Raw genomic sequence first — 26,598 nt, 5'->3', positions numbered from 1 at the left:
CGGCCATGGCACTCGTCGCCTGGTTGAGACGCTCTTCGGCTTCTGCCTCGGCACGCGCCTGAACCTGCGCACGCTCGGCTTCGGCGCGCTGACGGCTGCCGGCAGCATCGGCTTCCAGTTCGGCGTTGCGAATGGCCGCCTGGCGGAAGATTTCCACCGACTGCGCCATGTCGCCGATCTCGTCCGTGCGATCCGTATAGGGAATCGACGTCTGGCTGTCGCCGTCGGCAAGCCCGCTCATAGAGCGGGTAATGCCCCGAATGAAGGAGGACAGAGCGCGGGTCACGCTGGTGCTGAGGGCCATGACAAACAGCACGAACAGAAGCAAGCCGCCGCCAATTGTCAGCATGGAAGTATAGGCTGCATTCAGGCGGCTCTGGGCACCCTGCAACAGGCTGTTGCCATTTTCACGCAACAATTCCGCCACCTGGTCACGACGCTTGGACATGGCCTGGATAAACGGATTAAGGTCCTCGGGCTTACCCTTAAAATCTTCCAGGCTTTCCATGGCCTTGATCGTGTCGGTCACGATCTGGCCATCCGGCGTGGCAAAGAATGCATCATAGCGTGCAAGCATGGCAGGCGCGACGAATTCACGGAAAGGCGCATCAAAAGTGCGGATCTGTGACAAGGCGTTTGAGAACCTTACCAGTTCCGATTTGGCAAACGTGCCGTTCTTGATAAAGACTTGACCCATGCGGTTGAGAACGAGATAGCCCTCATTCACCTTCATCCAGGCATGAATACCGCGAATGTCGCGCGCAAGTGCCACGTCATCGGTCAAGCCAGCCGCACGTGAGGACAGCGAGAGCGCGGCGGACGCCAGTGGCTGCGCATAGCGCAGAGGCAAAATCGGGTTGGTATCGCCCGCATCCAATTGCTGGCGGTATTCCGGCATTTTCGAGAATGTGGTTTCCAGATCGGCGCGAAGCTTGCGCGTCATAGGATCATCGAAACCGAGCACTGCCAAGGCATTCAACTGCTCGATCATGTCCTTGTAGACGCCATCGGTCTTGGCGCGGATCTTCGGTCGATCGGCCGGCGGAACCGACCCTTCGAGCGGCACGGTCATCATCATTTCACCGCCGGCATAGGCCAATTTTGCCATGGCCTCGGCGCGGTGCAGCCTTTCGTAATTTTCATAGCTATACCAGCCGACAGCGACGCCGAGACCGATCACGGCCGTCAAGGGCACAAAAGTCAGCAGGGACAGTGATTTGCGAAACGACAGCTTTCCGACCAATGACAAGGCAATTTCCTCCAGTTCATTACGCTGATGGAAGGCCTCATGCCACCACAGAATAGCACCCAGTCAAACATCTCCAGGCGATTTGAATTAGATGCTAGACATGGATCGGTTGCAAATCAGTAAATATTCCGGCGAACGACGCTAATATCGGGCGATATGAACATAATAACAGCACACTCTTATTGTAAAAAACATGAGATATGCACATAATTTTCCATGTAGAGACAATGAAGCATAGCCAAAGCCAAGGAACGAAAACTGTCGGCCAATCATGACAATCGGCCGACAAATTCGGGCTGCGGCTCAGGCAGCGCGTGCGGAAAACCGCGTCAGCCTGTTATCATCCTGCAAGGAGGCTTGCATTGCCTGCCGTTCAGTCTGGAAGCCATCCAGCAGCGCGGCAAGTTGCGCCGCCTGCTCGGCCAGCGCCGAGCTCGCAGCCGTCATCTGCTCGACCATGCCCGCATTCTTCTGGGTCGCCGTATCCATATGGTTGACCGCAGAATTCACCTCATGCAGACCGGCCGCCTGTTCGCCGGCCGCCTGGGCGATGGCATCCATATGCTGATTGACAGTTTCCACAAGACTTGCAATCGAGCCCAGACCATCACCGGTCGCATTGACCAGCTTGACGCCCTCAGACACGGCCACGGCCGAATTGCTGATCAACTGCTTGATCTCCTTGGCGGCGTTGGCGGAACGCTGGGCAAGCTCGCGCACCTCCTGGGCAACCACGGCAAAGCCCTTGCCTGCGTCACCGGCGCGGGCTGCTTCCACACCGGCATTCAGGGCCAGAAGATTGGTCTGAAACGCGATTTCGTCGATCACGCCGATGATCTGGCCGATCTGGCGCGAGGCCGTCTCGATGCGCTGCATGGCTGTGACGGCATCGGATACTACGACACTTGACTGAGAGGCCTGGCGGCTGGCGGCCCGCACAAGATCCCGCGCTTCTCCGCTGCGCACCGATGTGGAGCGGACATTGGCAGTAATCTCTTCCAGCGCCGCAGCCGTCTGCTCCAGCGAGGTGGCCTGGCTTTCGGTGCGCTTGGAAAGATCGTCCGAGGCGCCGGCAATGCTGCGGCTCCCGCCATTCACTTCTGCAACCACCGCACCGACCGACTGCATGGCACCGCGCAACTGCTCTACCGAACTGTTGAAGTCATGACGCAACTCTTCGAACTGAGGGGCAAACTGCTCCTCGATTTCGCAGCGCAGATCACCGGTTGCAAGGCGCTGAAGACCCGATGCCAATGCACTTGTCGCCAGATTAAGTCTCGCCTCAGCCTCTGCCTCCACCTGCTGCTGATAGGCGACGCGTTCCTCGTCGGCAATCCTGCGATTTTCCTCGGCGTCATGCTCCAACTGGGCATTGCGATTGGCGGCTTCGCGAAACACTTCCACAGAGCGCGCCATCTCGCCAATCTCGTCACGACGCTGAATGCAAGGAATCTCGATTGCCCGCTCTCCGCCGGCCAGCATTTCCATGCACAGTGTCAGGCGACCTATCGGCCGCACCACGCGATAGAGAATGACTGCCATGCCAATAGCGGCAAACAGAACGGTTGAAAGCAAAAGAATGCCATAGCCAATCGTATGATTGAGCGCATCGGCGCGTGCCGCCTGGGCATCGCCGATCACAACCCCGGTCGTAGCAAGCGCAAGTTCAGCGAGCGAAGCCAGCGCAGTCTTGTTGCCAGTGCGCCATTCATCGGTTCCCATCGTCGCAGCCTTGCCTTGCAACAGGTTATCGAGCAATTGCTTGCGCGCGGTTGCAAAGCTGCTGGAGAAGAAATCCGCATTGCCCTTGGCATAGGCCTGCTTAAGAACCGGCGAGGTTGCAGGATGCGACACGAGGCCGCCGACGATCTGCCACAAGGCGCCAACGCGCGCCTCGCCGGTCAAGATCTTGTTGTATTCGTCGCTGGTGATCTTGCGGCCCGTTGCCACGAGTTCATTGATGATCAGCGACACCTGGCCGGAAGCCACGCGGGCATTCCACGCTGACAAACCGATCTGGCTTGCCGGCACCAGTTTGGGCTCAAGTGCGCGGATACGCTCACCAATCAGGTTGGACGCCTTTTCGAGACTGGTGAGAAACCGCGCAGTCTCCGTCATCCACGTACCGCTAAAGCTTGCATCACGGCTTTCAAGCGGCTGCGACAACGCCTGGTCCAGGCGGCTGCGATAGTCTTCTACCATGCGGTAGTCGGACAGAACCGTGCCCAGCGGGCCGGCAAAACTACTTTTTTCATAGGCTTTGGCCGCAGACATCACGTCTAGCATGGCGGCGACTGTTTCAGCCCGGTCCTTGCGCAACTGCGCAACAGCGCCATCCGCCTTGGCAATAGGCAGTGCCAGAGCCGGCGGCCCATCCCCGCGCTCGTTGCGAAAGGCCAGCAACGATTCAAACAAGGCCTGATCGAGCACGGCGAGATCCGAAATCTCGCTATAGCGCCGGTAGTCGCCAACCGACTGCTGGAAGCTCGCGCCAACGAGGATGCATACCAGCAAACTTAGCGCTGCGAAAATACCAACTAAAATAGACTTCAATGAAACAGTCATCGCAAAGATAATCCTTGTTGCAGTGCGACGATCGATATCGAGTTAGGATCAAAGTTTCGGTTAATATCAATGCTCAAATGTAGGAAGACCGCCTATTGCATTGCAATAGACGGTCTTTTTTGGCTCGTATATTCCCTCTGAAAGCAGGATCGTAGCGCTACGACATGCTCTCTTCCGGAGCTTAGCGCGTCAGGCGCTTATAGGCCTGGCTACCCGGATTGAGCGCATCGGCGCCCAGACGACGAACCTTATCCTGTTCGTAGTCTTCGAAATTGCCTTCGAACCATTCCACATGGCCGTCACCTTCGAAGGCCAGGATATGCGTCGCCAACCGGTCGAGGAACATGCGATCATGGCTGATGATGATGGCGCAACCGGCAAAGTTTTCGAGAGCGGTTTCCAGCGCGCCGAGCGTTTCGGTATCAAGGTCGTTGGTCGGCTCATCGAGGAGGAGAACGTTGCCGCCGGCCTTCAGCATCTTGGCCAGATGCACGCGGTTGCGCTGGCCACCCGACAGATTACCGACCTTCTGCTGCTGGTCGCCACCCTTGAAGTTGAAGGCGCCGCAATAGGCGCGAGAATTCATGTCGAACTTGCCGAGCTTGATGACTTCGGCGCCGCCGGAAATTTCTTCCCATACAGTCTTCGAGCCGTCCAGCGCGTCGCGGCTCTGGTCGACATAGCCAAGATGAACCGTATCGCCGATACGCACGGATCCCGTATCCGGCTTTTCCTGGCCGGTGATCATCTTGAACAGGGTCGTCTTACCGGCACCGTTCGGCCCGATAATGCCGACAATTCCGCCCGGCGGCAGCTTGATAGACAGGTCGTTGATCAGCGTGCGCCCTTCAAAGCCCTTGGTGATACCTTCGAGTTCGATAACCACCTGGCCCAGACGCTCGGACACGGGGATGATGATCTGCGCATCGCCAGGCCGGATGCCTTCCGCCGCATCCACCAGCTGTTCGTAAGCCTTGATACGCGCCTTGGACTTGGCCTGGCGGGCCTTGGGGCTTGAGGCAATCCATTCCTGTTCGCGCGACAGGGCCTTCTGGCGGCCGGCTTCTTCGCGGTTTTCCTGCTGCATGCGCTTGGCCTTTGCCTGCAGGTAAGCCGAATAATTGCCTTCGTAAGGAATGCCACGACCGCGGTCGAGTTCGAGGATCCAGCCGGTGACATTGTCGAGGAAGTAGCGATCGTGGGTAATCATCATCACGGCGCCGGGATAGGCTCGCAGGTGCTTTTCGAGCCAGGCGATGGTTTCGGCATCCAGGTGGTTGGTTGGTTCGTCGAGCAGCAGAAGATCCGGCTGCGACAGAAGCAGACGGCACAGCGCGATGCGGCGACGTTCACCACCGGAAAGAACAGTGACGTCCGAATCCTTCGGCGGGCAGCGCAGGGCTTCCATCGCCATTTCGACCTGTTGTTCCAGGTCCCACAGGTTCTGGCTGTCGATGATGTCCTGAAGTTTCGCACCCTCTTCCGCCGTCTCGTCGGAATAGTTCATCATCAGTTCGTTATAGCGGTCGAGCACGGCCTGCTTGTCGGCGACGCCTTCCATGACGTTCTCGAAGGCGTTCTTGGACGGATCGAGATGCGGTTCCTGCTCAAGGTAACCGACGGTTGCGCCTTCGGCCAGCCAGGCTTCACCGGTGAATTCCTTGTCCTGACCGGCGATGATACGCAGCACCGTGGACTTACCCGCACCGTTCGGGCCAAGGATACCGATCTTGGCATCCGGGTAGAAGGACAGGTTGACGTTTTCGAGGATCTTCTTTGCGCCGTAGGCCTTGTTGAGCCCGGACATGTGATAAATAAACTGTCGTGCCATTGAAAAATTGCTCCGGCGTCTTCAGGGGGTTTGGACGCTATCTAGGCGAAACAGGCCGCAGGAGCAATGCGGCAGTGCCTGCATCCAGACCAAAGCCGGGTTTTTCCGTCACTATTGGAAGGCAGAATGATCAATACGGAACAGTCGGAGGCCGCCGAGGGGCCCATCAGCCACAAGTTCCAGGCCGGGCCATGAGCCGCCACGCGCAAGCACGGCAAACAGCGTATCGCTTGCAATCTCGTCCACCATGGGAAAATGGCAGACCGCGAGATAGTCGAAGGGCGACGCAGCATCCCTGCGTGTGGCAACATCCTTGGACAGAAGCAGGTCGTAAACCCGTCGCATGCCGCTGGCGGCCCGGTGGAAGGAAATGGCGTTGATCGTGAAGCCCTGCGGCAGACCGCCAAGCATGAAGAGCCCCAGTGACGTTGGCGCGATGATGCGGCCGGGTGCCAGATGCTGGAGAGGCGAAGTGTCGATATCCGTGCAAAGATCGAGCGCCGTATAGTCCACGATGTCCGGCCGGAACGGCTTGTGTGGCACCACCCCGATCAGCGCGACGCCAAAAAGCACCGTGCCGGCGACGGCCGAAAACAAGGCCTTGCGCATTGCAGGCGCCTTCAGCCTTACCTCACTCCAGACGAGCGGAACGAGGAGCATCACGATGGCGAAGGGAAAGCGGATATAGCGGGTCTGCAGGAGAGTGAGGAGCAGCACGAGCGACGCCGCGACGCAGATGATGATGAATGCGGCATCGGCACGCCAAATGCGTCTAAGAGCAAGCGGCATGGCCGCCAGCAAAACAACGGCAGCAAGGCCCAGCCAGACGACCTTGATATACTCCCCCTTCTCATAGAAATCGAGGAAGGACATTTCCTGCTGAATGCGCTCAAGCCAAAGCGTGCGAACGACCGGATCGATGAACCCGTAAGGCCCGGCAAGACAGGATGGAAAGAGAACAGCAAGGCCAAGCAGGAGAAGCATGCCGCAACCGGCAAGGACCAAGAAACGCACCAGCGGCCTTGCTGTCACAATCACGGTGCCAGCGGCAAGTGTTGCAGCGGCAAAACCGAGAAGACCTACCATATAGGGCGCGGAAAATGCATCGCACTCAGTGGACAGCATGCGCTGTGGGCCAGTCAGCAGCAGCCCGCAAGCCGGCACGGCGATCAGCACGGAAACCGCCTGGCCTACCAGCATGGCGCGGCTTCCAGGCAAGTTCAGCACCCAGGCCATGGAGATGCAAAGCAGCAGAACCACAAGTACGGGCGCAAGTTCCAGACCGATCGAGAAGGACAGAACTGCGGCAAGCCCGACGACCATGCCACCTTTCAGGGACCAGCAGGACACGCCGAAGAGAAACAGCATCAAGATGACGATCTGCATATTGTGATGATCGACGCGGCCCGGCGCGAATTCCCAAAGAGCGAGCGGCATCATCGCAAAGGCGGCCACCACATGGACGACCTCGACACGGCAGCGACCAGCACAGAAACGCAGGGCGGTTGCCAGCCAAAGGCAGCAGAAGGCAAGCAAGAGCACTGATTGCCAGACATGCGTGCTCCACCAGAGCGCTGAAGATCGACCGAGCAGGGGCTCAAATGTCAGCGTCAGCGCAAGATAGGGAAGGTCCACGAGCCTTGACCAGGGCGAAACATAGGCGCCCGGCATATCGATGCCGGATAGCGTCAGATCAAACCAGCGACCATGGTCCAGCAATTGACGGATCTGCACCAGCCGCAGCACGTCGTCGATATCACGGTAGTAAAACCGGCCATCAGGCAGATCGAGAAGGACGATAAATACCCCGCTGACGACAGCCGCAAGCAACAGGCGGCGAAACGCCCCACCGCCAGTGGATGCATACTGGTTTGCTTCGCCTGCCATTTCCCTGCCATCACGTAATACAGTCTGACCAGTCATGGCCAAGCTCCCCGCCATCTGCATACCGAATCGCTCCCACGCCTGGCCAGAGCCTCGGCAGACTGGTGCAACCGATCCTTCAAAACCGTTAAACGGCGGGAAGCAGTTGCATAATCAGCGCCGTGCCTGCACAAATCCATCCCGAACAATTGCGCGGCAGATTGCCGGACGGAGGACGCATGTTTGCCACACCTACAACGCTGCGCAGTTCCACGGGCGCCGATCTTGCGCTGCGCTATGCGCCACCTGCATCCCCGCCGCGGGCAATCCTGCAGATCTGTCATGGTCTTGGCGAACATGGCGGCCGCTACCAGGTTTTTGCGCAGTTCATGGCCGCACAGGGCTTTGCCGTCTACGCCCATGACCAACGCGGCCATGGCAAGACCCAGGCAGAGGATGCGCCGCAGGGGCGATTCGCGGGCTCGGATGGCTCAGACAAAGTGATTGCCGATGTGAAAGCCGTGACCGACCACGCCATGGCGGCCCATCCGGGTCTGCCGGTTATCCTCTTTGGCCATTCCATGGGCGGGCTGATCGCACTCAATGCGGCCCTGTCACATCCGCGCCTTTATGCGGGGCTCGCCATCTGGAACTCAAACTTTGCCGTCGGCGCGCTGGGGCGGCTTGCGCAGATCGTGCTGAAGACCGAACGGGCACTGAAGGGATCGGATGTGCCGAGCATGATCCTACCAAAGCTGACCTTCGAGACCTGGGCGCGCAGCATGCCCGAGCATCGCACATCGGCTGACTGGCTGAGCCGCGACCCCGCCGAGGTGGACGCCTATATCGCCGACCCGCTCTGCGGCTTTGATATCAGCGTCTCTATGTGGCTGGATGTGTTTTCGCTCACCTTTCGCGGCATGGATGTAACCCTGCTCTCCCGCCTGAAGAAGGACATGCCGATACACTTGGTCGGCGGCGGAAAGGACCCGGCAACGGAGGGCGGCAAGGCCACGTCCTGGCTGTCACATCAGCTGGCCGAGCGCGGATTTACCCGCATTACCAAACGCATCTATCCTGAAATGCGCCACGAGACACTGAACGAGATTGGCCGTGAACAGGCCATGCAGGAATTTGCCGATTGGGCGCTGGCGAGCCTGCCTGCCGCCGAAGCAGTACCAAGCTCTGCCATTTCGGGAATGACTTCATGATTTAAAATCAAGTGTCTGCCGTCCATCATGCAGCTAAGACGGGACCATGGGCAATGTGCGAGGGGCTGAAGCGCAGGACATGACGATGAGAGAAAATGGCAGGAAGCCGCCGCTCAATGGCATCCGCGTGATCGAACTGGCGCGCATCCTGGCCGGCCCCTGGGCAGGACAGGTTCTGGCCGATTTCGGCGCTGACGTGATCAAGGTGGAAAACCCGGACGGCGGCGACGACACCCGCACCTGGGGACCGCCCTTCGTCACCGGCGCCAAAGGCGAAAACCTGTCTGCCGCCTATTACCACGCCACCAATCGCGGCAAGCGTTCAATCACGGTGGATTTCAGCCAGCCGGAGGGCCAGGCAATCATCCGCCAACTGATCGAGGGTGCCGATGTCGTCATCGAGAATTTCAAGCGCGGCGGGCTGGCAAAATACGGGCTCGACTACGAGAGCGTCAGAGAGATCAATCCGCGGCTTGTCTACTGCTCCATCACCGGCTTTGGCCAGGACGGACCCTATGCGGATCTGGCCGGCTATGACTACATCGTACAGGGCATGTCCGGCTTCATGTCGGTGACCGGCGCCATCGACGGAGAACCGATGAAAGCCGGCGTTGCCATTGCCGATATCTTCACCGGCGTCTATGCGGTCACCGCCATCCAGGCAGCCCTCATTCATGTGATGAAGACCGGGCAAGGCCAGCATATCGATATGGCGCTGCTCGACGTGATGGCCGGCGTTATGGCCAACCAGAACATGAATTATCTGGTCTCCGGCACAGCGCCGGTGAAACTCGGCAATGCCCATCCCAATATCAGCCCCTATGAAGTGGTGCCGGTCGCCGATGGTCATCTCATTCTCGCCGTCGGCAATGACGGACAATTTGCCAGGCTCTGCGCCATCCTTGGGCTAGAGGCCATGGTGAGCGATGAGCGCTTTGCCAACAACAAGGCCCGCGTCGCACACCGCGAACAAGTCAGAGCCCTGGTGATCGAAAAGACGATCAAGCATACCAAGGCTGAGCTTCTGGCCGCCTGCGGTGAGAATGCCGTACCGGCCGGTCCGATCAACTCCATCGCCGACATGTTCGACGACCCGCAGATCAAGGCGCGCGGCATGCGCATCGACCTTGAAACCGCCGATGGAACAACGATACCCGGCGTTCGTACCCCCATCGTCCTGTCAGAGACCCCGCTTGCCTATCAACGCCCCAGCCCGGCGCTTGGCGAGCATAGCGACGACATTCTGGCGGAACTGGAAAGCTCCTTCAAAGGAAAGGCACATATATCATGAAGACCGGCGGTCAACTCATCGTCGAGGCCCTGAAGGCAAACGGCGTCACGCGCGTCTCCTGCGTCCCCGGCGAGAGCTATCTGGCCGTGCTCGACGCGCTCTATGACAGCGGCATCGATGTTCTCGTCTGCCGCCAGGAAGGTGGCGCCGCCATGATGGCCGATAGCTGGGGACGCCTGACCGGCCAGCCCGGCATCTGCATGGTCACCCGCGGACCGGGCGCCACCAATGCCTCCGCCGGCCTGCATGTCGCCATGCAGGATTCGATCCCGATGATCCTGTTCATCGGCCAGGTGCAGCGCGATGCGCGCGAACGCGAGGCCTTTCAGGAGGTCGAGTATCGGCGGGCCTTCACCGAGTTTGCCAAATGGGTGGGCGAGATCGACGATGCGCGGCGCATTCCCGAATTCGTCACCCGCGCCTTTGCCATTGCCACATCCGGCCGCCCCGGCCCCGTGGTACTGACCCTGCCGGAAGACATGCTGATGGACATGGTCGAGGCACCGCAGGCGCAGCATTACATGCCGGTCGAAAGCCATCCGGGCAAAAGCCAGATTGTCCAATTCGAGACCATGTTGCGCGCGGCACGCCGACCGATGTTCATCATTGGCGGCACCCGCTGGAGCGAGGAGGCCGTTGCCGATTTCCGCACCTTTGCCGAACGCTTCCATGTGCCGGTCGGCTGCTCCTTCCGCCGCCAGATGCTGTTTGACCATATGCACACCTGCTATGCCGGCGATGTCGGGATCGGCATCAATCCGACGCTGGCACGCGAGATCAAGGACAGCGACCTGATCGTGCTGCTCGGCGCTCGCATGTCGGAAATGCCGTCTTCCGGCTATACGCTTCTGGATATTCCCTACCCGTCCCAGAAGATCGTCCATGTATTCCCCGACCCCGAAGAGCTTGGCCGCATCTACCGCCCGGATCTCGCCATCTGTGCCGGCCCTGCCGAATTCGTTTCTGCCATCAAGGATCTGGAAGAACCCGCTTGGCCGATCTGGGCCGAGCGGAGTGCAGCCATGCACGATGCCTATCTCAAATGGTCGACACCGCCGAAGACTGGACCGGGCGCGGTGCAGATGGGGCCGATCATGGAATGGATCGAGGCAAACTGCGCCAAGGACACCGTGTTTACCAATGGCGCCGGCAATTATGCCACCTGGCTGCACCGTTTCCACCGTTTCCAGGCCTATAATACCCAATCGGCGCCGACATCTGGCTCCATGGGTTATGGACTGCCGGCAGCCGTTGCCGCCAAACATCTGTTTCCAGAGCGCGAAGTCGTATGCTTTGCCGGCGATGGATGTTTCATGATGCATGGGCAGGAATTCATCACCGCCGTTCGCTACAAGCTGCCGATCATCACCGTGCTCGTCAACAACGGCACCTATGGGACGATCCGCATGCATCAGGAGCGGGAATTTCCCGGCCGCGTCAGCGCAACAGATCTCGTCAATCCGGATTTCGTAGCCTTTGCCGCAGCCTATGGCGGCCATGGCGAGCGGGTGGAAAAGACCGAGGATTTCGGCCCGGCTTTTGAGCGCGCCCGTGCGTCGGGCAAGCCTTCGATCATCGAAATTATGCTGGATGCCGAAGCCATCACCCCTGCCCGCACGCTGACCCAGATCCGCGAGAAAGCGTGATCTCAGCACTCCTTTGACCGCAAAAAGCCCGGCGGATCATCACGATCCGCCGGGCTTTTGTCTCTTCTTTCAAGAAACGGCGCTTAGATCGCGGCCGTCACTATGAACTCGACCTTGTAGTCAGGCGTTGCCAGAGGCGCACCGCTCGTGGCGCGGGCCGGCGGATTTGCCGGATCGACCCAGGCTTCCCAGACAGCGTTCATTTCGGCAAAGGTCGACATGTCGGAAAGGTAGATGATGGTCTGCAGGATCTTAGACTTGTCAGAACCGGCCAGCGCCAGCAGACGATCGACTTCAGCCAGCGCCGACTTCGACTGTTCGGTAACAGACGTGCCTTCGCCAACCTGGCCGGCCAGATAGACGGTATTGCCGTGAACGACGGCGCCGCTCATGCGCTTGCCGGGTTCGATACGCGTAATGCTCATGGAAATGCTCCCCATTGAAACGAGCTTGGATGAAACCGATGACGGTTCGGCGGAAGTTTAAGTATCAGCCGCGAATGTGCAGGCTCTTTTCATAGATCGCCGTGGAACGCGCACCGGACCGGCAATAGCCGAGCATGGGACGCGGGAATTCGTCCAGCGCATCGACCATGCCCTTGACCGCTTCGGCATCGACGCCCATGCGGCCAACCGGCACATAGGCGATATCGAAGCCAAGTTCCTTGGCCCGTGCGGCGACCGCATCAAAGCTCGGCTGGCCAGGCTCTTCCTCGTCAGGGCGATTGCAGACGATAGACTTGAAGCCCATGGCCTTGATGAGGTCGAGATCCTCGGGCGTGATCTGGCCCGTGACCGAATATTCATCGTTGATCTGGCGGATGTCCATGACGCGGTCCTCGCTATGAAAAACAGGGCCTTCACTTACGATGGCACATGAGTGGCGTCAATGACGCCACCCGTCCGATTGGCAGTTCAGACAAAGGCAAAGCGCAGACCATATTCGACGCTTTCGCCCGGATTGAGCATCTGCAACTCGCCTTGTGCCTGCAATTCCGCCCGGTCCACCCAACGATGCGAGACCGGCTCGATGCCCAGAACATGGGCCGGCGCCTGCTGGTTTCGCCAGACCTGCAGAAAGGGCAGCGTATCGGTCCGGAAACGAACGCGCAGGCTGACGCCACCCAGCGCCGCAATCGGACCAAGCACCAACTGCGCCCAGTCCTTGCCGGCAACAGCGGCGGGCACACAGAACACACCGCCCGGTTCTTCGCCAAAGCGCCAGGAAAAGCCGCCGTTCTCCAGCATGTCGCCGGTGAGGCGCACCTGATCATCAAACAGCACGGCGCCAAGGTTCATGTGATACATGTGCACCTTGGCAAAGGGCGTTGATCCGGTATTCGTCACACGGTCTTGCAGGCTCACCTCACCCGTTGCACCGTGGATGCGATAGTGACGATCGAGAAGCGCTTCGCCACCGTCTGCCGTCAAAACCTTCACGCCGGCCTTGCATTCGGCGTCGTCACCCACGTGATCCCAGAACAGGATTTCGGCGGGGTGCGAGGAATAGGACCCGTGCAGCGGAAATTTGCGGCCGCCTGCATCGCCGGGAATGGGTTCCGGGTGGCGAATATGGTCCGGCCCACAGGTAAACAGGAAACCTTCCAGCGAATGATCGATTCGCGGATCGCCATCATCTGGGATAGCGCGACCCGGTGCGACATCAACACCATTGATGAAACAGCTGCCAATATCGAGTACGCTGGTCTCATCCAGAAACAATTTGGGCCCGAGAGCCGCCTTGAACGCCTTCACACAGTTCCTCCCTTGCGCAACGATGCCCACCGGTGCAAAAAATTGATCACTTTAATGTTTGGTTCACTCTAACTTTCGACTTTTCCTTACTCGCGTCAAAGTTCATCTGTCAGAAGAGGATCTTAGCGTGGGGAACGAGGCAGCGGCGCCGCCGTTGAAAAGCGTGACCTAGAAACGGTGATAACGTGAAGCCTACACTTTTGACAAGCATCGGCCTGGTCGTTCTCCTGGCTTTACAGTCCGCCATCCCGGCCAATGCGCAGGGTGCCTACAGCCGTCAGTCCTCGGACACCATTCTGGTCGCACCCGATGGGGCCCTCCTCGACTATATTCCCGATGCAGGCGATGTCGTGGTGACGCGTGACCGCATGGGCCGCAAGGTTCTTCTCGACCACTTCGGCAATGTGGTGGCAACCGAAATACAAAGCGATACGCGACCAGCAACTGCCAATGGTGGCTATCGCCGCAACAACGGGTTCCCGCCAGCACCCCGCCCGTACGAGAACCAACAGAATGCCGGATATGGTTTCCGGGACTACCGCGAATACAGACCCGGCGAACCGGGCGCCATCACCGGCGCCATCCCCCATGATGGCTCGATCGTGCGCCTGCCGCTGGATGCCGATGGAGCAATCGTCGATGATGGCAACGAGCAGGATGCATCGCTTGAGCCACAATCCACCTTGCCGCAACCCAATATCGCGCCGCGCAGCACCTCGCCGATCCTGACCGTCACGAAGAAGCCGCAGGCGGAAATCGTCGCACTTCAGGTGTTTCTCGATCGCGAAGGCATTTCGCCCGGCGTTATCGATGGACACCTGGGCGATAACGTCAACAAAGCGATCGCTGCCTGGCAGGAAATGACCGGCGAGACGCTTGATCCAAACAATTCCGAAGAAATCCTGCAAAGGCTATCCTATTCGGGTGGCCTTCCGATCGTGGATTACACGATTACCGCCGCCGATGCGGCCGGTCCTTATGTTGCCTCCATCCCGGATGACTATGCGCACAAGGCGCAAGTGCCGGCAATGTCCTATACATCGACCACCGAAGCGCTGGCCGAGCGTTTCCACATGGACGAAGGCTATCTGAAGGCATTGAACCCGAATGTCGATTTCACCATTCCGGGCAATACGATCAAGGTGGTCAGCCCCGGCCAGCCGAAGACCGGAGAGGTCGTGCGCATTGTCGCCGACAAGGGCCGCAAACAGGTGTTTGCCTATGGGGCAGATGGAAAACTGATCTCGGCCTATCCGGCAACGATCGGTTCCTCCGACACGCCCTCGCCCGTGGGAACCCATACGGTACAGCGCATCGCGCTCAATCCCGGCTATACCTACAATCCGAAGATCAACTTCAAGCAGGGCGACAATGACCAGATCCTGCAGATCCCGCCAGGCCCGAACGGGCCTGTCGGCACGGTCTGGATCGCCCTGTCCAAGCCCACCTATGGCATTCATGGAACGCCGGAGCCCTCCAAGATCGGCAAGACAAACAGCCATGGCTGTATTCGCCTGACGAATTGGGATGCAACGGAGCTTGCCAAGATGGTGAAGCCCGGCACGGTTGTCGAATTCACCGACTGACCGGATCATCTTCCAACAGAAAGGGCGCCGACACGGCGCCCTTTCTGTGTGTTCAATGGAGCCTGATCAGGCGGCGTTGCGGCCAAAATTGATCACGCGCGGAATACCTGAGCGGATGACCCGCATGGGCATCAGACGCTTCACCTCATCGGCAAGGGCGCGGGCATTGTCACGGGCCTTGTCGAGATTGGAAACCTTGGCACCATCGAGTGTGTGCAGCGTGCCGCCCACTTCGAAGAGTTCGCGGAATGCGGTGCGTTCGCCGATCGGCGTGTTCAGCACATTGACGCCGCGTTGTGCGAGCAGCCCCTTGATCGCCACCAGCGACCGGGTGGTCACCATGGCCGTCACACGCGTCAGCACCACGGAATGGGCAATGGCAAGGCCGGCCTTTTCCTTCATCAAGGCGAGAAGATCGAGGATCTGGGCTGCACCTTTGGCATCCATGGCAGATCCCTGCACGGGGATCATCACATGGTCGGAAAGCCCGATGGCGGTGGTGACCAGCGCATCGCGCGCGCCGGCCAGATCGATGATGAAATAATCGGTGTGGGATGCCATTTCCCGCAGATGACATTGCAGGGATGCAACCGTCACTTCCGTGACAATCGAGATGTTGCGGACATTGCCCGACATCTCATGCCATTGGCTAATCCAGCGCTGCGGATCGGCGTCGATCAGCGTCACCCGATGGCCCTGATGGGCAAGTTCTGTTGCAAGAAGAAGTGCCGCGGTGGTCTTGCCAGCGCCGCCCTTGGCGTTCGCGAATGATATCACGGGCATGTATCGTATGTCCTCGATGGTGATCGAGCCGCATCGCTCGGACGTGCACCGGAAAGAGACATGGTGCCGACAATGCCAATACTCTAAAAATAGCGTTAACGAATGGTAAATTTAGAGAGAGTTAATATTACCTAATAAATCTTAGACTTCACTGCTTCTAATGAAGAAAACAGGCGATAACAGGGGCGCCTCAGCACCCCTGTAGAGAGTTTTGCATACCCGATCAGAAGCAATCGCGGAAAAGTGTTTTCGTGTTCTCCAGCGTCAGCGTCACCGGGTTACCGCCGCAGGACGGATCTTCGATGGCCATGGCGGCAAGTTCGTCGATCCGGTCCGGCTTGATGCCCATGGCGGTCAGCGTGTTGGGAACATTCAGTTCCGAGCGCAGTGACAGGACATAGTCATAGAAACCATCGAAACCGCCGGCAATCCCGAGATAGGATGCCGCCCGCACGATCTTCTCTTCGATCGCCTTGCGGTTGAAGCGCAGCACGGCCGGCATGACGACGGCATTGGTCATGCCGTGATGGGTGTTGTAGACGGCGCCGATCGGATGCGACAAGGCGTGAATGGCGCCCAGCCCCTTCTGGAAGGCAACAGCACCCATTGCAGCAGCCGCCATCATATTGGTGCGCGCTTCGATGTCATTGGCTTCATGATAGGCACGTGGCAGAAAATCCTTGACCAGCCGCATGCCTTCAAGCGCAATGCCGTGGCTCATCGGATGGAAGAAGGGCGAGCAATAGGCTTCCAGGCAATGGGCAAAGGCATCCATGCCGGTGCCGGCGGTAATCGCCTTCGGCATACCCATGGTCAGTTCCGGATCGCAGATAACGACACCAGGCAGGAACTTCGGATGGAAGATGATCTTCTTCACATGCGTCTGCGAATTGGTGATGACCGAGGCGCGACCGACTTCGGAACCCGTGCCAGCCGTTGTTGGAACAGCCACGATCGGCGCAATACCCTCGAGGCTCGCACGCGTCCACCAGTCGCCGACATCTTCGAAATCCCAGACCGGACGCGTCTGTCCGACCATGAAGGCAACGCATTTGCCCAGATCGAGACCCGAGCCGCCGCCAAAGGCGACGACACCATCATGGCCACCATCGCGAAACGCCTTGATGCCGGCTTCCAGATTGATTTCATTCGGGTTCGGATCGACGTCTGCGAAGATGGCGCGGCCAAGACCCGCTTCTTCAAGAACCTCGAGCGCGCCTTGCGTGATCGCCATATTCGCAAGGCCGCGATCCGTGACCAGCAGCGGCTTCTTCATGCCCAGCGATGTGCAGGCGGCGGCCAGTTCCTTGATGCGCCCGCGGCCAAGCTTGACAGCGGTGGGATAGCTCCAGTTGGCGGTAATATTCATGGGTCAGGCTTTCTTGAGGTGATAGGATTTCGGCCGGGTCAGGTTGTGGAAGCCGAGCGTGGAGAGCGAACCGCCCCGTCCGGTTTCCTTCACACCCGTCCAGACCAGGGCCGGATCGAGATAGTCGCAACGGTTCATGAAGACGGTTCCGGTCTCAAGCTCTGCACCGAGCCTTGAGGCGCGGTCCTCATCCTTCGTCCAGAGCGAGACGGTCAGTCCATATTTGCAGTCATTCATCAGAGCGAGGGCTTCAGCATCGCTTTTGACCTTCATGATGCCGACCGCCGGTCCGAATGTCTCTTCCCGCATGAAATCCATGGCGTGATCGACATCAACCAAAACTTGCGGCATGAGATAGGCACCACCATCATCCTGCGGGAAGAGCTTCGGGTCAACAAGGGCCTTGGCACCCTTTGCCACCGCATCCGCCACTTGTTCACGAACAGTTTTGGCAAAACGCGCATGCGCCATCGGCCCGAGCGTCGTTTCCTTGTCCAGTGGATTGCCGAGCTTGTAGTTCGATACCCAGGCCACGGACTTTTCGACGAAAGCATCATAAAGGCTTTCATGCACATAGATGCGCTCGATACCGCAGCAGCACTGTCCGGAATTGAAGGTGGCACCATCCATCAGCGTGTCGACTGCGGCATCCAGATCGGCATCTTCCATCACATAGCCGGGATCCTTGCCGCCCAGTTCCAGCCCCATGCCGGTAAAGGTTCCGGCCGCTGCCCGCTCGACCGCGCGCCCGCCTGCCACCGAACCGGTGAAATTGATGAAATTGAAGGAACCGGCGGCAATCAGCTTTTCGGATGTCGCATGATCGAGGAAGAGGTTCTGGAACACGTCTTCCGGCACGCCCGCTTCGACAAAGGCGCGCACCATGCGCTCCCCAACGAGAAGCGTTTGCGCCGCGTGTTTGATGATGACCGTATTGCCGGCCATCAGCGCCGGTGCCACCGTGTTGATGGCCGTCATATAGGGATAGTTCCACGGCGCAATGACGAAAACAACGCCATGCGGCTCGCGCTCGATGCGGCGGGTAAAGGCGGCGCTGTCCTCGATCAGGATCGGCGCCAGCGCTTCGGCGGCCACATTGGCCACGTAATTCGAGCGCTCGTTAAAGCCCTTGAACTCGCCGCCATAGCGTACCGGCCGGCCCATCATCCAGGCGAGTTCCGGCACCACATCATCGACCATCTCGTTGAGGCGGGCGACGCCCTTCATCACCAGCTGGACACGCTCTTCCAGCGGGCGCTTTGCCCAGCTTTTCTGCGCAAGCCGCGCACGGGCAACCGCGTCGGCCGCCGCCTCAAGAGCCATGGCCGGCCGCTCGGCATAGACCGAGCCGTCCACCGGTGAGATGCATTGGATCATGGTCATGATCTTTTTCCTGTCATGCGTCAAAAAAGGGCAACGGCAGAGCCGCTGCCAGTTGAATTCCGTTATAGTTCAGCCTTGTCCCGTCCGAAAGTGGACGAGGTGTCACGCACGCTCGAAGCCGCGCGCCACCTCCCAGTCGGTAATACGCCGGTCATATTCTTCCTGCTCCCATTCGGCGGCGCGCACATAGTGGTCGATCACGTCGTCGCCAAAGGCAGAACGCAGCATGGCCGATCCACGGAGAAGCTCAGTTGCATGGCGCAGCGTACGTGGAATTTCGCGCACGTCCTTGCTGCCATAGGCATCACCGACAAAGGCGGGCTCAAGTTCCATCTTCTGTTGAATGCCCTCGATCCCAGCGGCCAGAAGTGCGGCCATGGCGAGATAGGGATTGAGGTCCGAACCGCCGATGCGGCATTCCACACGGATGCCCTTGGTACCCTCGCCACACAGCCGGAAGCCTGCCGTGCGATTATCCTTGCTCCAGACGATCTTTGTCGGCGCGAATGTGCCAGCCACGAATCGCTTGTAGGAATTGATGTAGGGCGCGAGGAAATAGGTGTATTCCGACGCGTAAGCGAGAAGCCCGGCCATGTAATGCTGCATGGTTTCAGAAATACCGTGGGCTGCGTCCTTGTCGAAGAACAGCGGCTGCTTGCCGTCACCGCTCCACAGCGACTGATGAACATGCGAAGAGGAACCGGCGGCATTGTAGTTCCATTTGGCCAGGAACGTGACGGCCTTGCCCTTGGACCAGGCGATTTCCTTGACCGCATTCTTGATGACCACATGCCTGTCGGCCATGGTCAGCGCCTCGGCATAGCGCACATTCACCTCAGCCTGTCCGGGCGATGCCTCGCCCTTGGTGTTTTCCACCGGCACGCAGGCGCCCTGCAGCCCGGTGCGGATAGCCCGCATAACATCTTCTTCCTTGGTGGTCTGGAAGATGTGGTAATCCTCGTTATAGGCGCTTGAAAGCTTGAGATTGCGGTAGCCGGCCTCGCGGGCAGATTCGAATGTCTGGTCGAACAGGAAGAATTCCAATTCCGTCGCCATGAAGGCGGCAAAGCCCATGTCTTCCAGCCGCTGCACCTGTTTCTTCAGGATGGCGCGCGGCGAATGGGCCACTTCCTCATGCGTGTGATGATCGAGAACATCGCACAGCACCAGCGCCGTGCCTTCCAGCCAAGGGCACTTGCGCAGCGTGGAAAGGTCAGGCCGCATGGTGTAATCGCCATAGCCCTGTTCCCAACTGGTCGCCTTGTAGCCGGAAATGGTTTCCATTTCCATGTCGGTTGCCATGAGATAGTTGCAGCTATGAGTTTCCTTCCAGGCGCTGTCGATAAAATATTCCGCCTGGAAGCGCTTGCCCATCAGGCGGCCCTGCATATCGATCTGGGCTGCAATGACTGTGTCGATGCGCCCGGCGGCGACGTCCATCTTTAGGTCATCAAATGTATAAGGTGCGGTCATGGACGTTTCCGTTTCAAAGAGGGAGCCGCCGCACGAATGCGGCGGCGATTGAATTCAGGTCTATGCTGTGCATCAGGTCTCGCCCACGGCGGCTTCCGCTGCGGCAATCTCACCCTTGCGCTTGGCAATCGCATCGCCAATCGGCGGGCCCTGGAAGCGGCGGTTTTCAAAGGCAAACCAGACGATCCCTGTCAGAACCAGGAAGCCGAGCGTAATCTCCAGCGCCCAATCATTCGGCGGCTGCACGCCGATGAAGAAGATCAGGATCATGGCGAGAATGGCAAGAACGGCCACAACCTTATAGGCACCGATACCCATGTTCCATGGCCCCATTGTCGGCCATTTGGCCGTGCCGATGGCACCAAGTCCCAGCGCAATCGGCAGCATGAAGGAGAGGAACAGGAAGATGACCGTGCAGGATACCACGATCGAATAGGCGGGCGTGCCGGCAATGGTGATCGCCGAGGTAAACCAGACGAACAGAACCGACAGGACCGACCCGGTCCAGATGGCCGCAACCGGCGTGCGGAATTTCGGGCTGACCTTGGCCAGAGCCGATGAGGCCGGCAGGCCCTTGTCACGCGAGAAGGCATAGATCATCCGCGAGAGCGAAGTCACAGTCGCCATGCCGCAGAGGAATTGCGACAGGAAGATGAGGAAATAGAGCACCGTCTTCAGCGTGGCATTCACCTGGGTGTCCATCGCCCAGAAAAACACGTTCCAGCCCTGCTTTGCGGCGTCTTCCATGCTTGGCAGCATCAGAACGAAAGCGCAGAGCATCACGTAACCGAAGAGGGATGCCCACAGAACCGATGACACCATGCCGCGCGGCACCGATTCGGCAGCCTTGACCGTTTCTTCGGACGTGTGCGCAGAGGCATCATAGCCGGTGATCGTGTAGATCGGCAGAAGAAGCCCGAGAAGGAACGCCATGCCGCCCGATACGGTGATCGGCCAGACAAGCGAAGCGCCTTCCGTGCCGGTGTAATTGGCGAAGGTGAACAGGCGCGACGCGTCCCAGCTCGGCGCAGCAAACAGGCATACGACCGTGAGGAGAAGCGCGGTTGCAAAGATCAGGTAACCGGAAAAATCGGTGAGCTTTGCGGTCAGCCCGATGCCCAGATGGTTGATCAACGCCTGCACCAGCGTGATAGCCGCCACAAACAGAACCCGGTGCGCCAGCGTATCTTCAAGACCGATGGTCGGGCCGAAGGCGCCGAAGAAGAAATAGAAAGTGCCGACATTGATGGCGCCGAGAACCGTGACGAGGCCGAGCAGGTTCAGCCAGGCAGACAGCCAGCCGGTGAAGCGGTTTCCGAGAATAGAGCCCCAGTGATAGAGACCGCCGGCCGTCGGATAGGCGGAGCTGATCTGCGCCAGGCCAAGCGCAAAGACGAAGGAAATCAGGCAGCCGAGCGGCCAGCCGATACCGATTGCGGCGCCGCCAGCGCCCGATGTCGCCTGCCCGAGCGAGTTGATACCACCGGACAGAATGCAGATAATGGAAAATGAAATTGCGAAATTGGAAAAGGAGCTCATGCGGCGCTCCAGTTCCTGTGCGTACCCCATGGAGTGCAGGATCTGAACATCCTGCTTTTTATCGTTTTCTGTATAAGCGGACACGACATTCCCCTCTCAGCAGATTGACCGCTTCATTGCGGCCATCCAGTTTCAACCCCCGCAGCTGAACACCGCGGGCATGCCAACCAACTGCTCCCTTGGGTCTTTATCGTTGGATGTTGCTGAGGCTTTCTCCAAGCAACCCCGTGAGAAAACCGGCAACGACCCTTTGCCCGGCTTCCGTATCGATCAAATCGTTTCTCACCTCTATCATGACGTTCAACAATCCAGCCGGCAGCGCATGCAACACAAGCGTGTGCGTCACCCCATCTGCCGGCCCGTATGGGGCATTGCGCTCCACAAGGAACGCGGTATTTTCAGAAGCGGCCTCCAGCATGGCATCTGCCAGACGGCTATCTTCATCATGCAGGATACCGATCTCGACAGCCCGCTTTTCTCCAAAATAGACCGGCGTGAAGGAATGCACGGTCACCAGAACCGTTTGCCGTCCCAATGCCTGGCGCGCGGCGATCTCCTGTCCAATATATCCCTGGAAAGGATGGTAGATGGCCTTTGCCCGCAGCAGCTTTTCCGCATCGGTCAGGTTCTCATTGCCGGGAATGCGAAAGACCTCACTGACATCGCGGATGGCGCCAGGAGATTCCGGCGGCCGGTTGCAATCATAGACAAGCCTTGAAAAGCGCTGGGATATCAGCACCGCATCAAGACTTTCCGCCATCAGGCGGGACACGGCCAGTGCGCCGGGATCCCAGGCGATATGCGAGGAAAGCGCCTCTTCGCTCAGGCCCATTGTACCGAGACTTTGCGGCAGCTGCCGCGACGCATGCTCGCAGACAAGCAGGACAGCACCATTGCCGTGGCGATTGTCCACCACCACAGGTTCGCCATCGGCACTGTTGAGAAAATCCGCTTGCGCCAGCATCGGCTCTGATCCGGAAAGGTTGTCGTCAGCTCTTGATAGAAGAGAATTCTTCATCCGGCGCGGCTCGTCAACCGAGAACTGAAAAATTCTTTTCAACGCATGGATTGACTCGACCCGCCGTTGAATTGTTAACTTCACGCAAATACCGGCAAAGACCGGAAGGGGAACGATCGAGAGTGATGTCACCATCGCACACCGTGCTGGATGTGATCCGTCTGCGCTATGACGGGCTCACGCCCGCAGAAAAGAAGCTGGCCGACAGCCTGCTGGACCACTATCCTGTGTCTGGTCTCGGTAGCATCACCATCACCGCGGAAAATGCCGGTGTATCGACGCCGACGGTGGCACGCATGGTGCAGAAGCTCGGCTATAAGGGCTATCCGGAATTCCAAGCGCATCTGCACCAGGAGCTTGAAGCGACGATTTCCAACCCGATCACCAAACATGACCGCTGGGCCGCCCGAGCGCCAAACGGCCATATTCTCAACCGCTTTGCCGAAGCCGTCACAGAGAACCTGCGCGAAACACTATCCTCGATCGATGTGGCGACCTTCGATGGTGCCGCCGACCTGCTGCGTGATGAAAAGCGCGGCATCTATTTCGTCGGCGGACGCATCACCGGTGCGCTTGCCGAGTATTTCTTCACCCATATGCAGGTCATTCGGCCCAAAGCGACGCTGATTTCCACGAATCGCAGTTCCTGGCCGCAATATCTGCTGAATATGAATGCTGGCGATGTCATCGTGATATTTGACATACGTCGCTATGAGCAGGAGTTGGCGACGCTTGCAGAAGCGGCCGCCGCCAGCGGTGTTGTTATCATCCTGTTCACCGACATCTGGGCCTCGCCCGTGTCGCGCTATGCGCGCCATGTGTTCAAGGTCCGGATCGAGGCACCATCGGCCTGGGATTCCTCGGTTGTCACCCTGTTTACCGTGGAAGCCTTGATCGAAGCAGTGCAGAATGCAACCTGGGATAAAACCAGGGAGCGCATGCATTCGCTGGAAAAACTCTTCGAACGCAGCCGGCTGTTTCGCCGCCAAGAATCCGGAGACAGAACCAACTGACTGAAAACATAGGGGAACAACTGCGCAAGCGTCATCAAGAACGCAAGCACGGATCATAACAGCCACTGTCACATGCCATTCATCAACTGGCTCTACTTGTCGCGCCAACACGACCATAACCTCAGGAGGAAATCGTGATGTCCAAGACCCATAGACTGCTATCCCTGACGACAGCACTCGTCGTCGCATCCACCAGCCTTGCCTTTGCTGAACCGAGCGCCGAACTCATCGCTGCCGCCAAGAAAGAAGGCATGCTGACCACCATCGCGCTTCCGCATGACTGGTGCGGCTACGGCGAAGTCATCGCCGCCTTCAAGAAGAAATATCCGGAAATCACCGTCAACGAACTGAACCCGGATGCGGGTTCGGCTGACGAAGTCGAAGCCATCAAGGCCAACAAGGACAACAAGGGCCCGCAGGCTCCTGACGTTGTCGACGTCGGCCTCGCTTTCGGCCCGCAGATGAAGAAGGAAGGCCTGCTGCAGCCTTACAAGGTCTCGACCTGGAGCGAGATCCCTGACAACGTCAAGGATGCCGACGGTTACTGGTACGGCGACTATTACGGCGTCATGTCCTTCCTGGTGAACAAGGACCTGGTCAAGAATACCCCGAAGGACTGGGCTGACCTGAAGAAGCCGGAATATGCAGGCCAGGTGGCGCTTGCAGGTGATCCGCGCGCCTCCAACCAGGCCATTCTCGGCGTTCTGTCGGCTGGCATGGCAACCGGCGCAAAGGCCGGCAAGGCCGCTGGCGAAGCAGGTCTCGGCTATTTCGCCGAACTCAATAAGGCCGGTAACTTCGTGCCTGTCATCGGCAAATCGGGCACTCTTGCCCAGGGCGCAACACCGATCGTCGTGATGTGGGATTACAATGCGCTGTCGGCCAAGGACACGCTGGCTGGCAACCCGCCGGTTGAAGTCGTCGTTCCGGACAAGGGTGTTCTCGCCGGCGTCTACGTTCAGGGCATCTCGGCCTATGCGCCGCACCCGAACGCTGCAAAGCTGTGGATGGAACACCTTTATTCCGACGAAGGCCAGATCGGCTGGCTGAAGGGCTATTGCCACCCGATCCGCTTCAACGCGATGGCAAAGGCTGGCAAGATCCCGAAGGACCTGCTCGACAAGCTGCCGCCGGCTGCCTCCTATGAAAAGGCCTACTTCCCGACGCTGGAAGAAGTCGACGCCAACAAGGCCGCTGTAACCGCCGGCTGGGACAAGCTCGTCGGCGCCAACGTCAAGTAATCAAGACACGATACCCTTCCGCCCCGGTTGTCATCGGCGGGGCGGAAGGGCACTCTGCCAAAAGAACAAGAGCGTTCCAGAAAACCAGAACGGAACCGAGGGGAATGACGTCATCGACACGAACGACCGGGCAAGCCCCGGCCAGGCGCTTGCGTCTGCCGTTGCATTGGCTCGGCATTTTGCCATTTGCCATTTTCATTCTTCTGTTTCTCGTCATGCCAACGATGAAAATCGTCCTCGGCGCCTTCCAGAGGCCTGACGGCAGTTTTACATTCGATAATGTGGTGAACCTCTTCACCCCCTCCATCATGGCGGCCTATGGCATTTCCATCCGCATCAGCATTGCCTCGGCCTTCTTTGGTTGCCTGATCGGCTTTGGCGTCGCAGCAGCCGTGGTTCTGGGTGGTCTGCCGCGCTTCATTCGCGGCCCGATCATGACCTTTTCGGGCGTTGCGTCCAATTTCGCCGGCGTGCCGCTCGCCTTTGCCTTTCTGGCAACGCTTGGCCCCGTCGGCTTCATCACCGTCTTTCTGCAGACTGAGCTTGGCATCAACCTGCGCATGATGGGCTTCAACCTCTTGTCCTTCTGGGGTCTGACGCTCACCTATCTGTTTTTCCAGATTCCGCTGATGATCCTCATCATCACGCCGGCGCTCGACGGTTTGAAAAAGGAATGGCGGGAAGCCGCCTCGATCCTTGGTGCGACGAATGCGCAATACTGGCGCATGGTAGCGTTGCCGATCCTTACACCCTCGATCCTCGGAACATTTGCGCTTCTGTTTGCCAATTCCTTTGGCGCGGTGGCGACTGCCATTGCGCTGACCGGCTCGTCGCTCAGCATCGTGCCGATCCTCCTGTTTGCGCAGATCCGCGGCGACGTGCTGGGCGATCCGCATCTGGGTTACGCACTGGCCTTCGGCATGATCGTCGTCACCGGTGCTGCCAATACGGTCTACATCTGGCTGCGGGCGCGCAGTGAAAGGTGGATGCGATGAAACGTCTCTGGGCCTGGGGAGCGCTGACGATCGGCCTCCTCTATTTCTTCCTGCCGCTGATCGGCATGACGAATTTCTCGCTGAAAATGCGGCGCGGCGAATATTCCTTCGATGCCTATGTCAAGGTACTGGCCGATACCCGTTTCCAGGACACGTTCACCTATTCGGTCACGCTTGCGCTGTGCACCATTCTCGTTGGTGTCTTCCTCGTGGTGCCGACGGCCTATTGGGTGCGGCTGAAGCTGCCATTCCTGAGGCCCTATATCGAATTCGTCACGCTTCTGCCGCTAGTCATCCCGGCCATCGTCGTGGTGTTCGGCTATATCCGGCTCTACAACACGTCGAGCTGGCTGCCTTTGACGGGCACGGCCTTAGGCACGGACATTCTGCTCGTAGCCGGCTATACGATGCTGGCGCTTCCCTATATGTACCGCGCCGTCGATACGGGGCTTCGCACCATCGACGTGACAACGCTGACGGAAGCCGCACAAAGCCTTGGCGCTGGCTGGATCACCATCATTGCCCGCATCATCCTGCCCAACGTTCTGGTGGCCGTGTTGTCTGGCGCCTTTCTCACCTTTGCCATCGTCATCGGCGAATTCACCATGGCAGCGCTGCTCAACCGACCGGCATTCGGTCCCTATATGCAGGTTCTCGGCGCCAACCGCGCCTATGAGCCGGCAGCGCTTGCCGTCATTGCCTTTGCCATCACCTGGGGCTGCCTGGGCCTGATCCAGCTTGTCTCGCGCTTCCAGAAATCCGCGCAGCGCCCGGTTTGAGGACATTCC

General features: G+C 58.9%; 21 protein-coding genes. 8 read left to right on the top strand and 13 right to left on the bottom strand.

All coding sequences use genetic code 11. The features are described from left to right. The 4 genes from E8M77_RS01055 to E8M77_RS01040 form a co-directional block, all read right to left on the bottom strand. Positions 1 to 1,249, bottom strand: a 1,249-nt coding sequence (locus E8M77_RS01055) for a nitrate- and nitrite sensing domain-containing protein (protein WP_137128740.1), incomplete at its 3' end; no start/stop codon positions are given. A gap of 303 nt (positions 1,250 to 1,552) precedes the next feature. Next, on the bottom strand, positions 1,553 to 3,763 hold the full coding sequence (locus tag E8M77_RS24355) for a methyl-accepting chemotaxis protein (RefSeq protein ID WP_281408165.1): 2,211 nt from the start codon (positions 3,761 to 3,763) through the stop codon (positions 1,553 to 1,555). Between the two features lie 232 nt (positions 3,764 to 3,995). Beyond that, positions 3,996 to 5,645 carry an energy-dependent translational throttle protein EttA gene (ettA, locus tag E8M77_RS01045; protein WP_137128739.1) on the bottom strand — a complete coding sequence of 550 codons (1,650 nt, stop codon included), beginning with the start codon at positions 5,643 to 5,645 and terminating at the stop codon, positions 3,996 to 3,998. A 111-nt stretch (positions 5,646 to 5,756) separates the two neighbouring features. Then, positions 5,757 to 7,568 carry a hypothetical protein gene (locus E8M77_RS01040; protein ID WP_137128738.1) on the bottom strand — a complete coding sequence of 604 codons (1,812 nt, stop codon included), beginning with the start codon at positions 7,566 to 7,568 and terminating at the stop codon, positions 5,757 to 5,759. A 179-nt stretch (positions 7,569 to 7,747) separates the two neighbouring features. Between E8M77_RS01040 and E8M77_RS01035 the strand changes: the two genes are divergently transcribed. From E8M77_RS01035 to E8M77_RS01025, 3 genes are all read left to right on the top strand, one after another. After that, positions 7,748 to 8,719, top strand: a complete 972-nt coding sequence (locus E8M77_RS01035) for an alpha/beta hydrolase (RefSeq protein ID WP_137128737.1) — start codon at positions 7,748 to 7,750, stop codon at positions 8,717 to 8,719. Between the two features lie 85 nt (positions 8,720 to 8,804). Further along, positions 8,805 to 10,010, top strand: a complete 1,206-nt coding sequence (locus tag E8M77_RS01030; protein WP_137128763.1) for a CaiB/BaiF CoA-transferase family protein — start codon at positions 8,805 to 8,807, stop codon at positions 10,008 to 10,010. Continuing rightward, positions 10,007 to 11,656, top strand: coding sequence for a thiamine pyrophosphate-binding protein (locus E8M77_RS01025; RefSeq protein ID WP_170975697.1), 1,650 nt, complete (start codon positions 10,007 to 10,009; stop codon positions 11,654 to 11,656). The genes E8M77_RS01030 and E8M77_RS01025 overlap by 4 nt, the downstream gene beginning before the upstream one ends. Positions 11,657 to 11,739: 83 nt before the next feature. Here E8M77_RS01025 and E8M77_RS01020 read toward each other — a convergent pair whose 3' ends face one another. The 3 genes from E8M77_RS01020 to E8M77_RS01010 all read right to left on the bottom strand — a co-directional run bounded on the left by E8M77_RS01020 (position 11,740) and on the right by E8M77_RS01010 (position 13,410). Then, the gene (locus E8M77_RS01020; protein ID WP_137128735.1) at positions 11,740 to 12,081 is read right to left on the bottom strand and encodes a RidA family protein; all 342 of its coding nucleotides are present in this window, start codon (positions 12,079 to 12,081) and stop codon (positions 11,740 to 11,742) included. Positions 12,082 to 12,145: 64 nt separating this feature from the next. Beyond that, a complete protein-coding gene (locus E8M77_RS01015) occupies positions 12,146 to 12,484 on the bottom strand; it encodes a sulfur transferase domain-containing protein (protein ID WP_137128734.1) in 339 nt (112 codons plus the stop codon). 86 nt (positions 12,485 to 12,570) lie between these two features. Beyond that, entirely contained in the window at positions 12,571 to 13,410 is an 840-nt protein-coding gene (locus E8M77_RS01010) for a DUF4432 family protein (RefSeq protein ID WP_137128733.1), read from the bottom strand. Positions 13,411 to 13,655: 245 nt separating this feature from the next. Here E8M77_RS01010 and E8M77_RS01005 point away from each other — a divergent pair, with 245 nt between their 5' ends. Beyond that, the gene (locus E8M77_RS01005) at positions 13,656 to 14,996 is read left to right on the top strand and encodes a L,D-transpeptidase (protein WP_246659080.1); all 1,341 of its coding nucleotides are present in this window, start codon (positions 13,656 to 13,658) and stop codon (positions 14,994 to 14,996) included. 66 nt (positions 14,997 to 15,062) lie between these two features. Here the strand turns inward: E8M77_RS01005 and E8M77_RS01000 are convergent, their stop codons facing one another. The 6 genes from E8M77_RS01000 to E8M77_RS00975 form a co-directional block, all read right to left on the bottom strand. Further along, positions 15,063 to 15,779: an AAA family ATPase gene (locus E8M77_RS01000; protein WP_137128732.1), complete on the bottom strand. Its 717-nt coding sequence runs from the start codon at positions 15,777 to 15,779 to the stop codon at positions 15,063 to 15,065. 223 nt (positions 15,780 to 16,002) lie between these two features. Beyond that, positions 16,003 to 17,148 carry an iron-containing alcohol dehydrogenase gene (locus E8M77_RS00995; RefSeq protein WP_137128731.1) on the bottom strand — a complete coding sequence of 382 codons (1,146 nt, stop codon included), beginning with the start codon at positions 17,146 to 17,148 and terminating at the stop codon, positions 16,003 to 16,005. Positions 17,149 to 17,151: 3 nt separating this feature from the next. Continuing rightward, a complete protein-coding gene (locus E8M77_RS00990) occupies positions 17,152 to 18,531 on the bottom strand; it encodes an aldehyde dehydrogenase family protein (RefSeq protein ID WP_137128730.1) in 1,380 nt (459 codons plus the stop codon). A 102-nt stretch (positions 18,532 to 18,633) separates the two neighbouring features. After that, positions 18,634 to 20,004 carry a glutamine synthetase family protein gene (locus tag E8M77_RS00985; protein ID WP_137128729.1) on the bottom strand — a complete coding sequence of 457 codons (1,371 nt, stop codon included), beginning with the start codon at positions 20,002 to 20,004 and terminating at the stop codon, positions 18,634 to 18,636. A 72-nt stretch (positions 20,005 to 20,076) separates the two neighbouring features. Further along, on the bottom strand, positions 20,077 to 21,627 hold the full coding sequence (locus tag E8M77_RS00980; protein WP_137128728.1) for an amino acid permease: 1,551 nt from the start codon (positions 21,625 to 21,627) through the stop codon (positions 20,077 to 20,079). Positions 21,628 to 21,730: 103 nt separating this feature from the next. Then, entirely contained in the window at positions 21,731 to 22,507 is a 777-nt protein-coding gene (locus tag E8M77_RS00975) for an N-formylglutamate amidohydrolase (protein ID WP_137128761.1), read from the bottom strand. Between the two features lie 176 nt (positions 22,508 to 22,683). Between E8M77_RS00975 and E8M77_RS00970 the strand changes: the two genes are divergently transcribed. From E8M77_RS00970 to E8M77_RS00955, 4 genes are all read left to right on the top strand, one after another. Continuing rightward, on the top strand, positions 22,684 to 23,574 hold the full coding sequence (locus E8M77_RS00970; RefSeq protein WP_137128727.1) for a MurR/RpiR family transcriptional regulator: 891 nt from the start codon (positions 22,684 to 22,686) through the stop codon (positions 23,572 to 23,574). Positions 23,575 to 23,708: 134 nt separating this feature from the next. Then, entirely contained in the window at positions 23,709 to 24,815 is a 1,107-nt protein-coding gene (locus tag E8M77_RS00965) for an ABC transporter substrate-binding protein (protein ID WP_137128726.1), read from the top strand. A 104-nt stretch (positions 24,816 to 24,919) separates the two neighbouring features. Next, positions 24,920 to 25,810, top strand: a complete 891-nt coding sequence (locus E8M77_RS00960; RefSeq protein WP_137128725.1) for an ABC transporter permease subunit — start codon at positions 24,920 to 24,922, stop codon at positions 25,808 to 25,810. After that, positions 25,807 to 26,589 (top strand): ABC transporter permease, encoded by a 783-nt coding sequence (locus tag E8M77_RS00955; RefSeq protein ID WP_137128724.1) that lies wholly within the window; start codon positions 25,807 to 25,809, stop codon positions 26,587 to 26,589. Before E8M77_RS00960 ends, E8M77_RS00955 begins: the two co-directional genes overlap by 4 nt. Positions 26,590 to 26,598 lie beyond the last annotated feature (9 nt).

This window comes from Rhizobium sp. FY34, from assembly GCF_005222845.1.
Classification (GTDB): Bacteria; Pseudomonadota; Alphaproteobacteria; order Rhizobiales; family Rhizobiaceae; genus Neorhizobium.
The sequence above is the reverse complement of the archived record's forward strand: the minus strand, read 5'-3'. Positions and strand labels throughout refer to the sequence as shown.

Excerpts from the sequence above, each read along its gene's own strand:
- E8M77_RS00975 (WP_137128761.1), bottom strand. The coding sequence starts at position 22,507 with ATGCTGGCGCAAGCGGATTTTCTCAACAGTGCCGATGGCGAACCTGTG.
- E8M77_RS01015 (WP_137128734.1), bottom strand. The coding sequence starts at position 12,484 with ATGGACATCCGCCAGATCAACGATGAATATTCGGTCACGGGCCAGATC.
- E8M77_RS00955 (WP_137128724.1), top strand. The coding sequence starts at position 25,807 with ATGAAACGTCTCTGGGCCTGGGGAGCGCTGACGATCGGCCTCCTCTAT.
- E8M77_RS01025 (WP_170975697.1), top strand. The coding sequence starts at position 10,007 with ATGAAGACCGGCGGTCAACTCATCGTCGAGGCCCTGAAGGCAAACGGC.
- E8M77_RS01040 (WP_137128738.1), bottom strand. The coding sequence starts at position 7,568 with ATGACTGGTCAGACTGTATTACGTGATGGCAGGGAAATGGCAGGCGAA.
- E8M77_RS01035 (WP_137128737.1), top strand. The coding sequence starts at position 7,748 with ATGTTTGCCACACCTACAACGCTGCGCAGTTCCACGGGCGCCGATCTT.
- E8M77_RS00960 (WP_137128725.1), top strand. The coding sequence starts at position 24,920 with ATGACGTCATCGACACGAACGACCGGGCAAGCCCCGGCCAGGCGCTTG.
- E8M77_RS01000 (WP_137128732.1), bottom strand. The coding sequence starts at position 15,779 with ATGCCCGTGATATCATTCGCGAACGCCAAGGGCGGCGCTGGCAAGACC.
- ettA (WP_137128739.1), bottom strand. The coding sequence starts at position 5,645 with ATGGCACGACAGTTTATTTATCACATGTCCGGGCTCAACAAGGCCTAC.
- E8M77_RS00985 (WP_137128729.1), bottom strand. The coding sequence starts at position 20,004 with ATGACCGCACCTTATACATTTGATGACCTAAAGATGGACGTCGCCGCC.
- E8M77_RS01030 (WP_137128763.1), top strand. The coding sequence starts at position 8,805 with ATGAGAGAAAATGGCAGGAAGCCGCCGCTCAATGGCATCCGCGTGATC.
- E8M77_RS01020 (WP_137128735.1), bottom strand. The coding sequence starts at position 12,081 with ATGAGCATTACGCGTATCGAACCCGGCAAGCGCATGAGCGGCGCCGTC.
- E8M77_RS00995 (WP_137128731.1), bottom strand. The coding sequence starts at position 17,148 with ATGAATATTACCGCCAACTGGAGCTATCCCACCGCTGTCAAGCTTGGC.
- E8M77_RS00990 (WP_137128730.1), bottom strand. The coding sequence starts at position 18,531 with ATGACCATGATCCAATGCATCTCACCGGTGGACGGCTCGGTCTATGCC.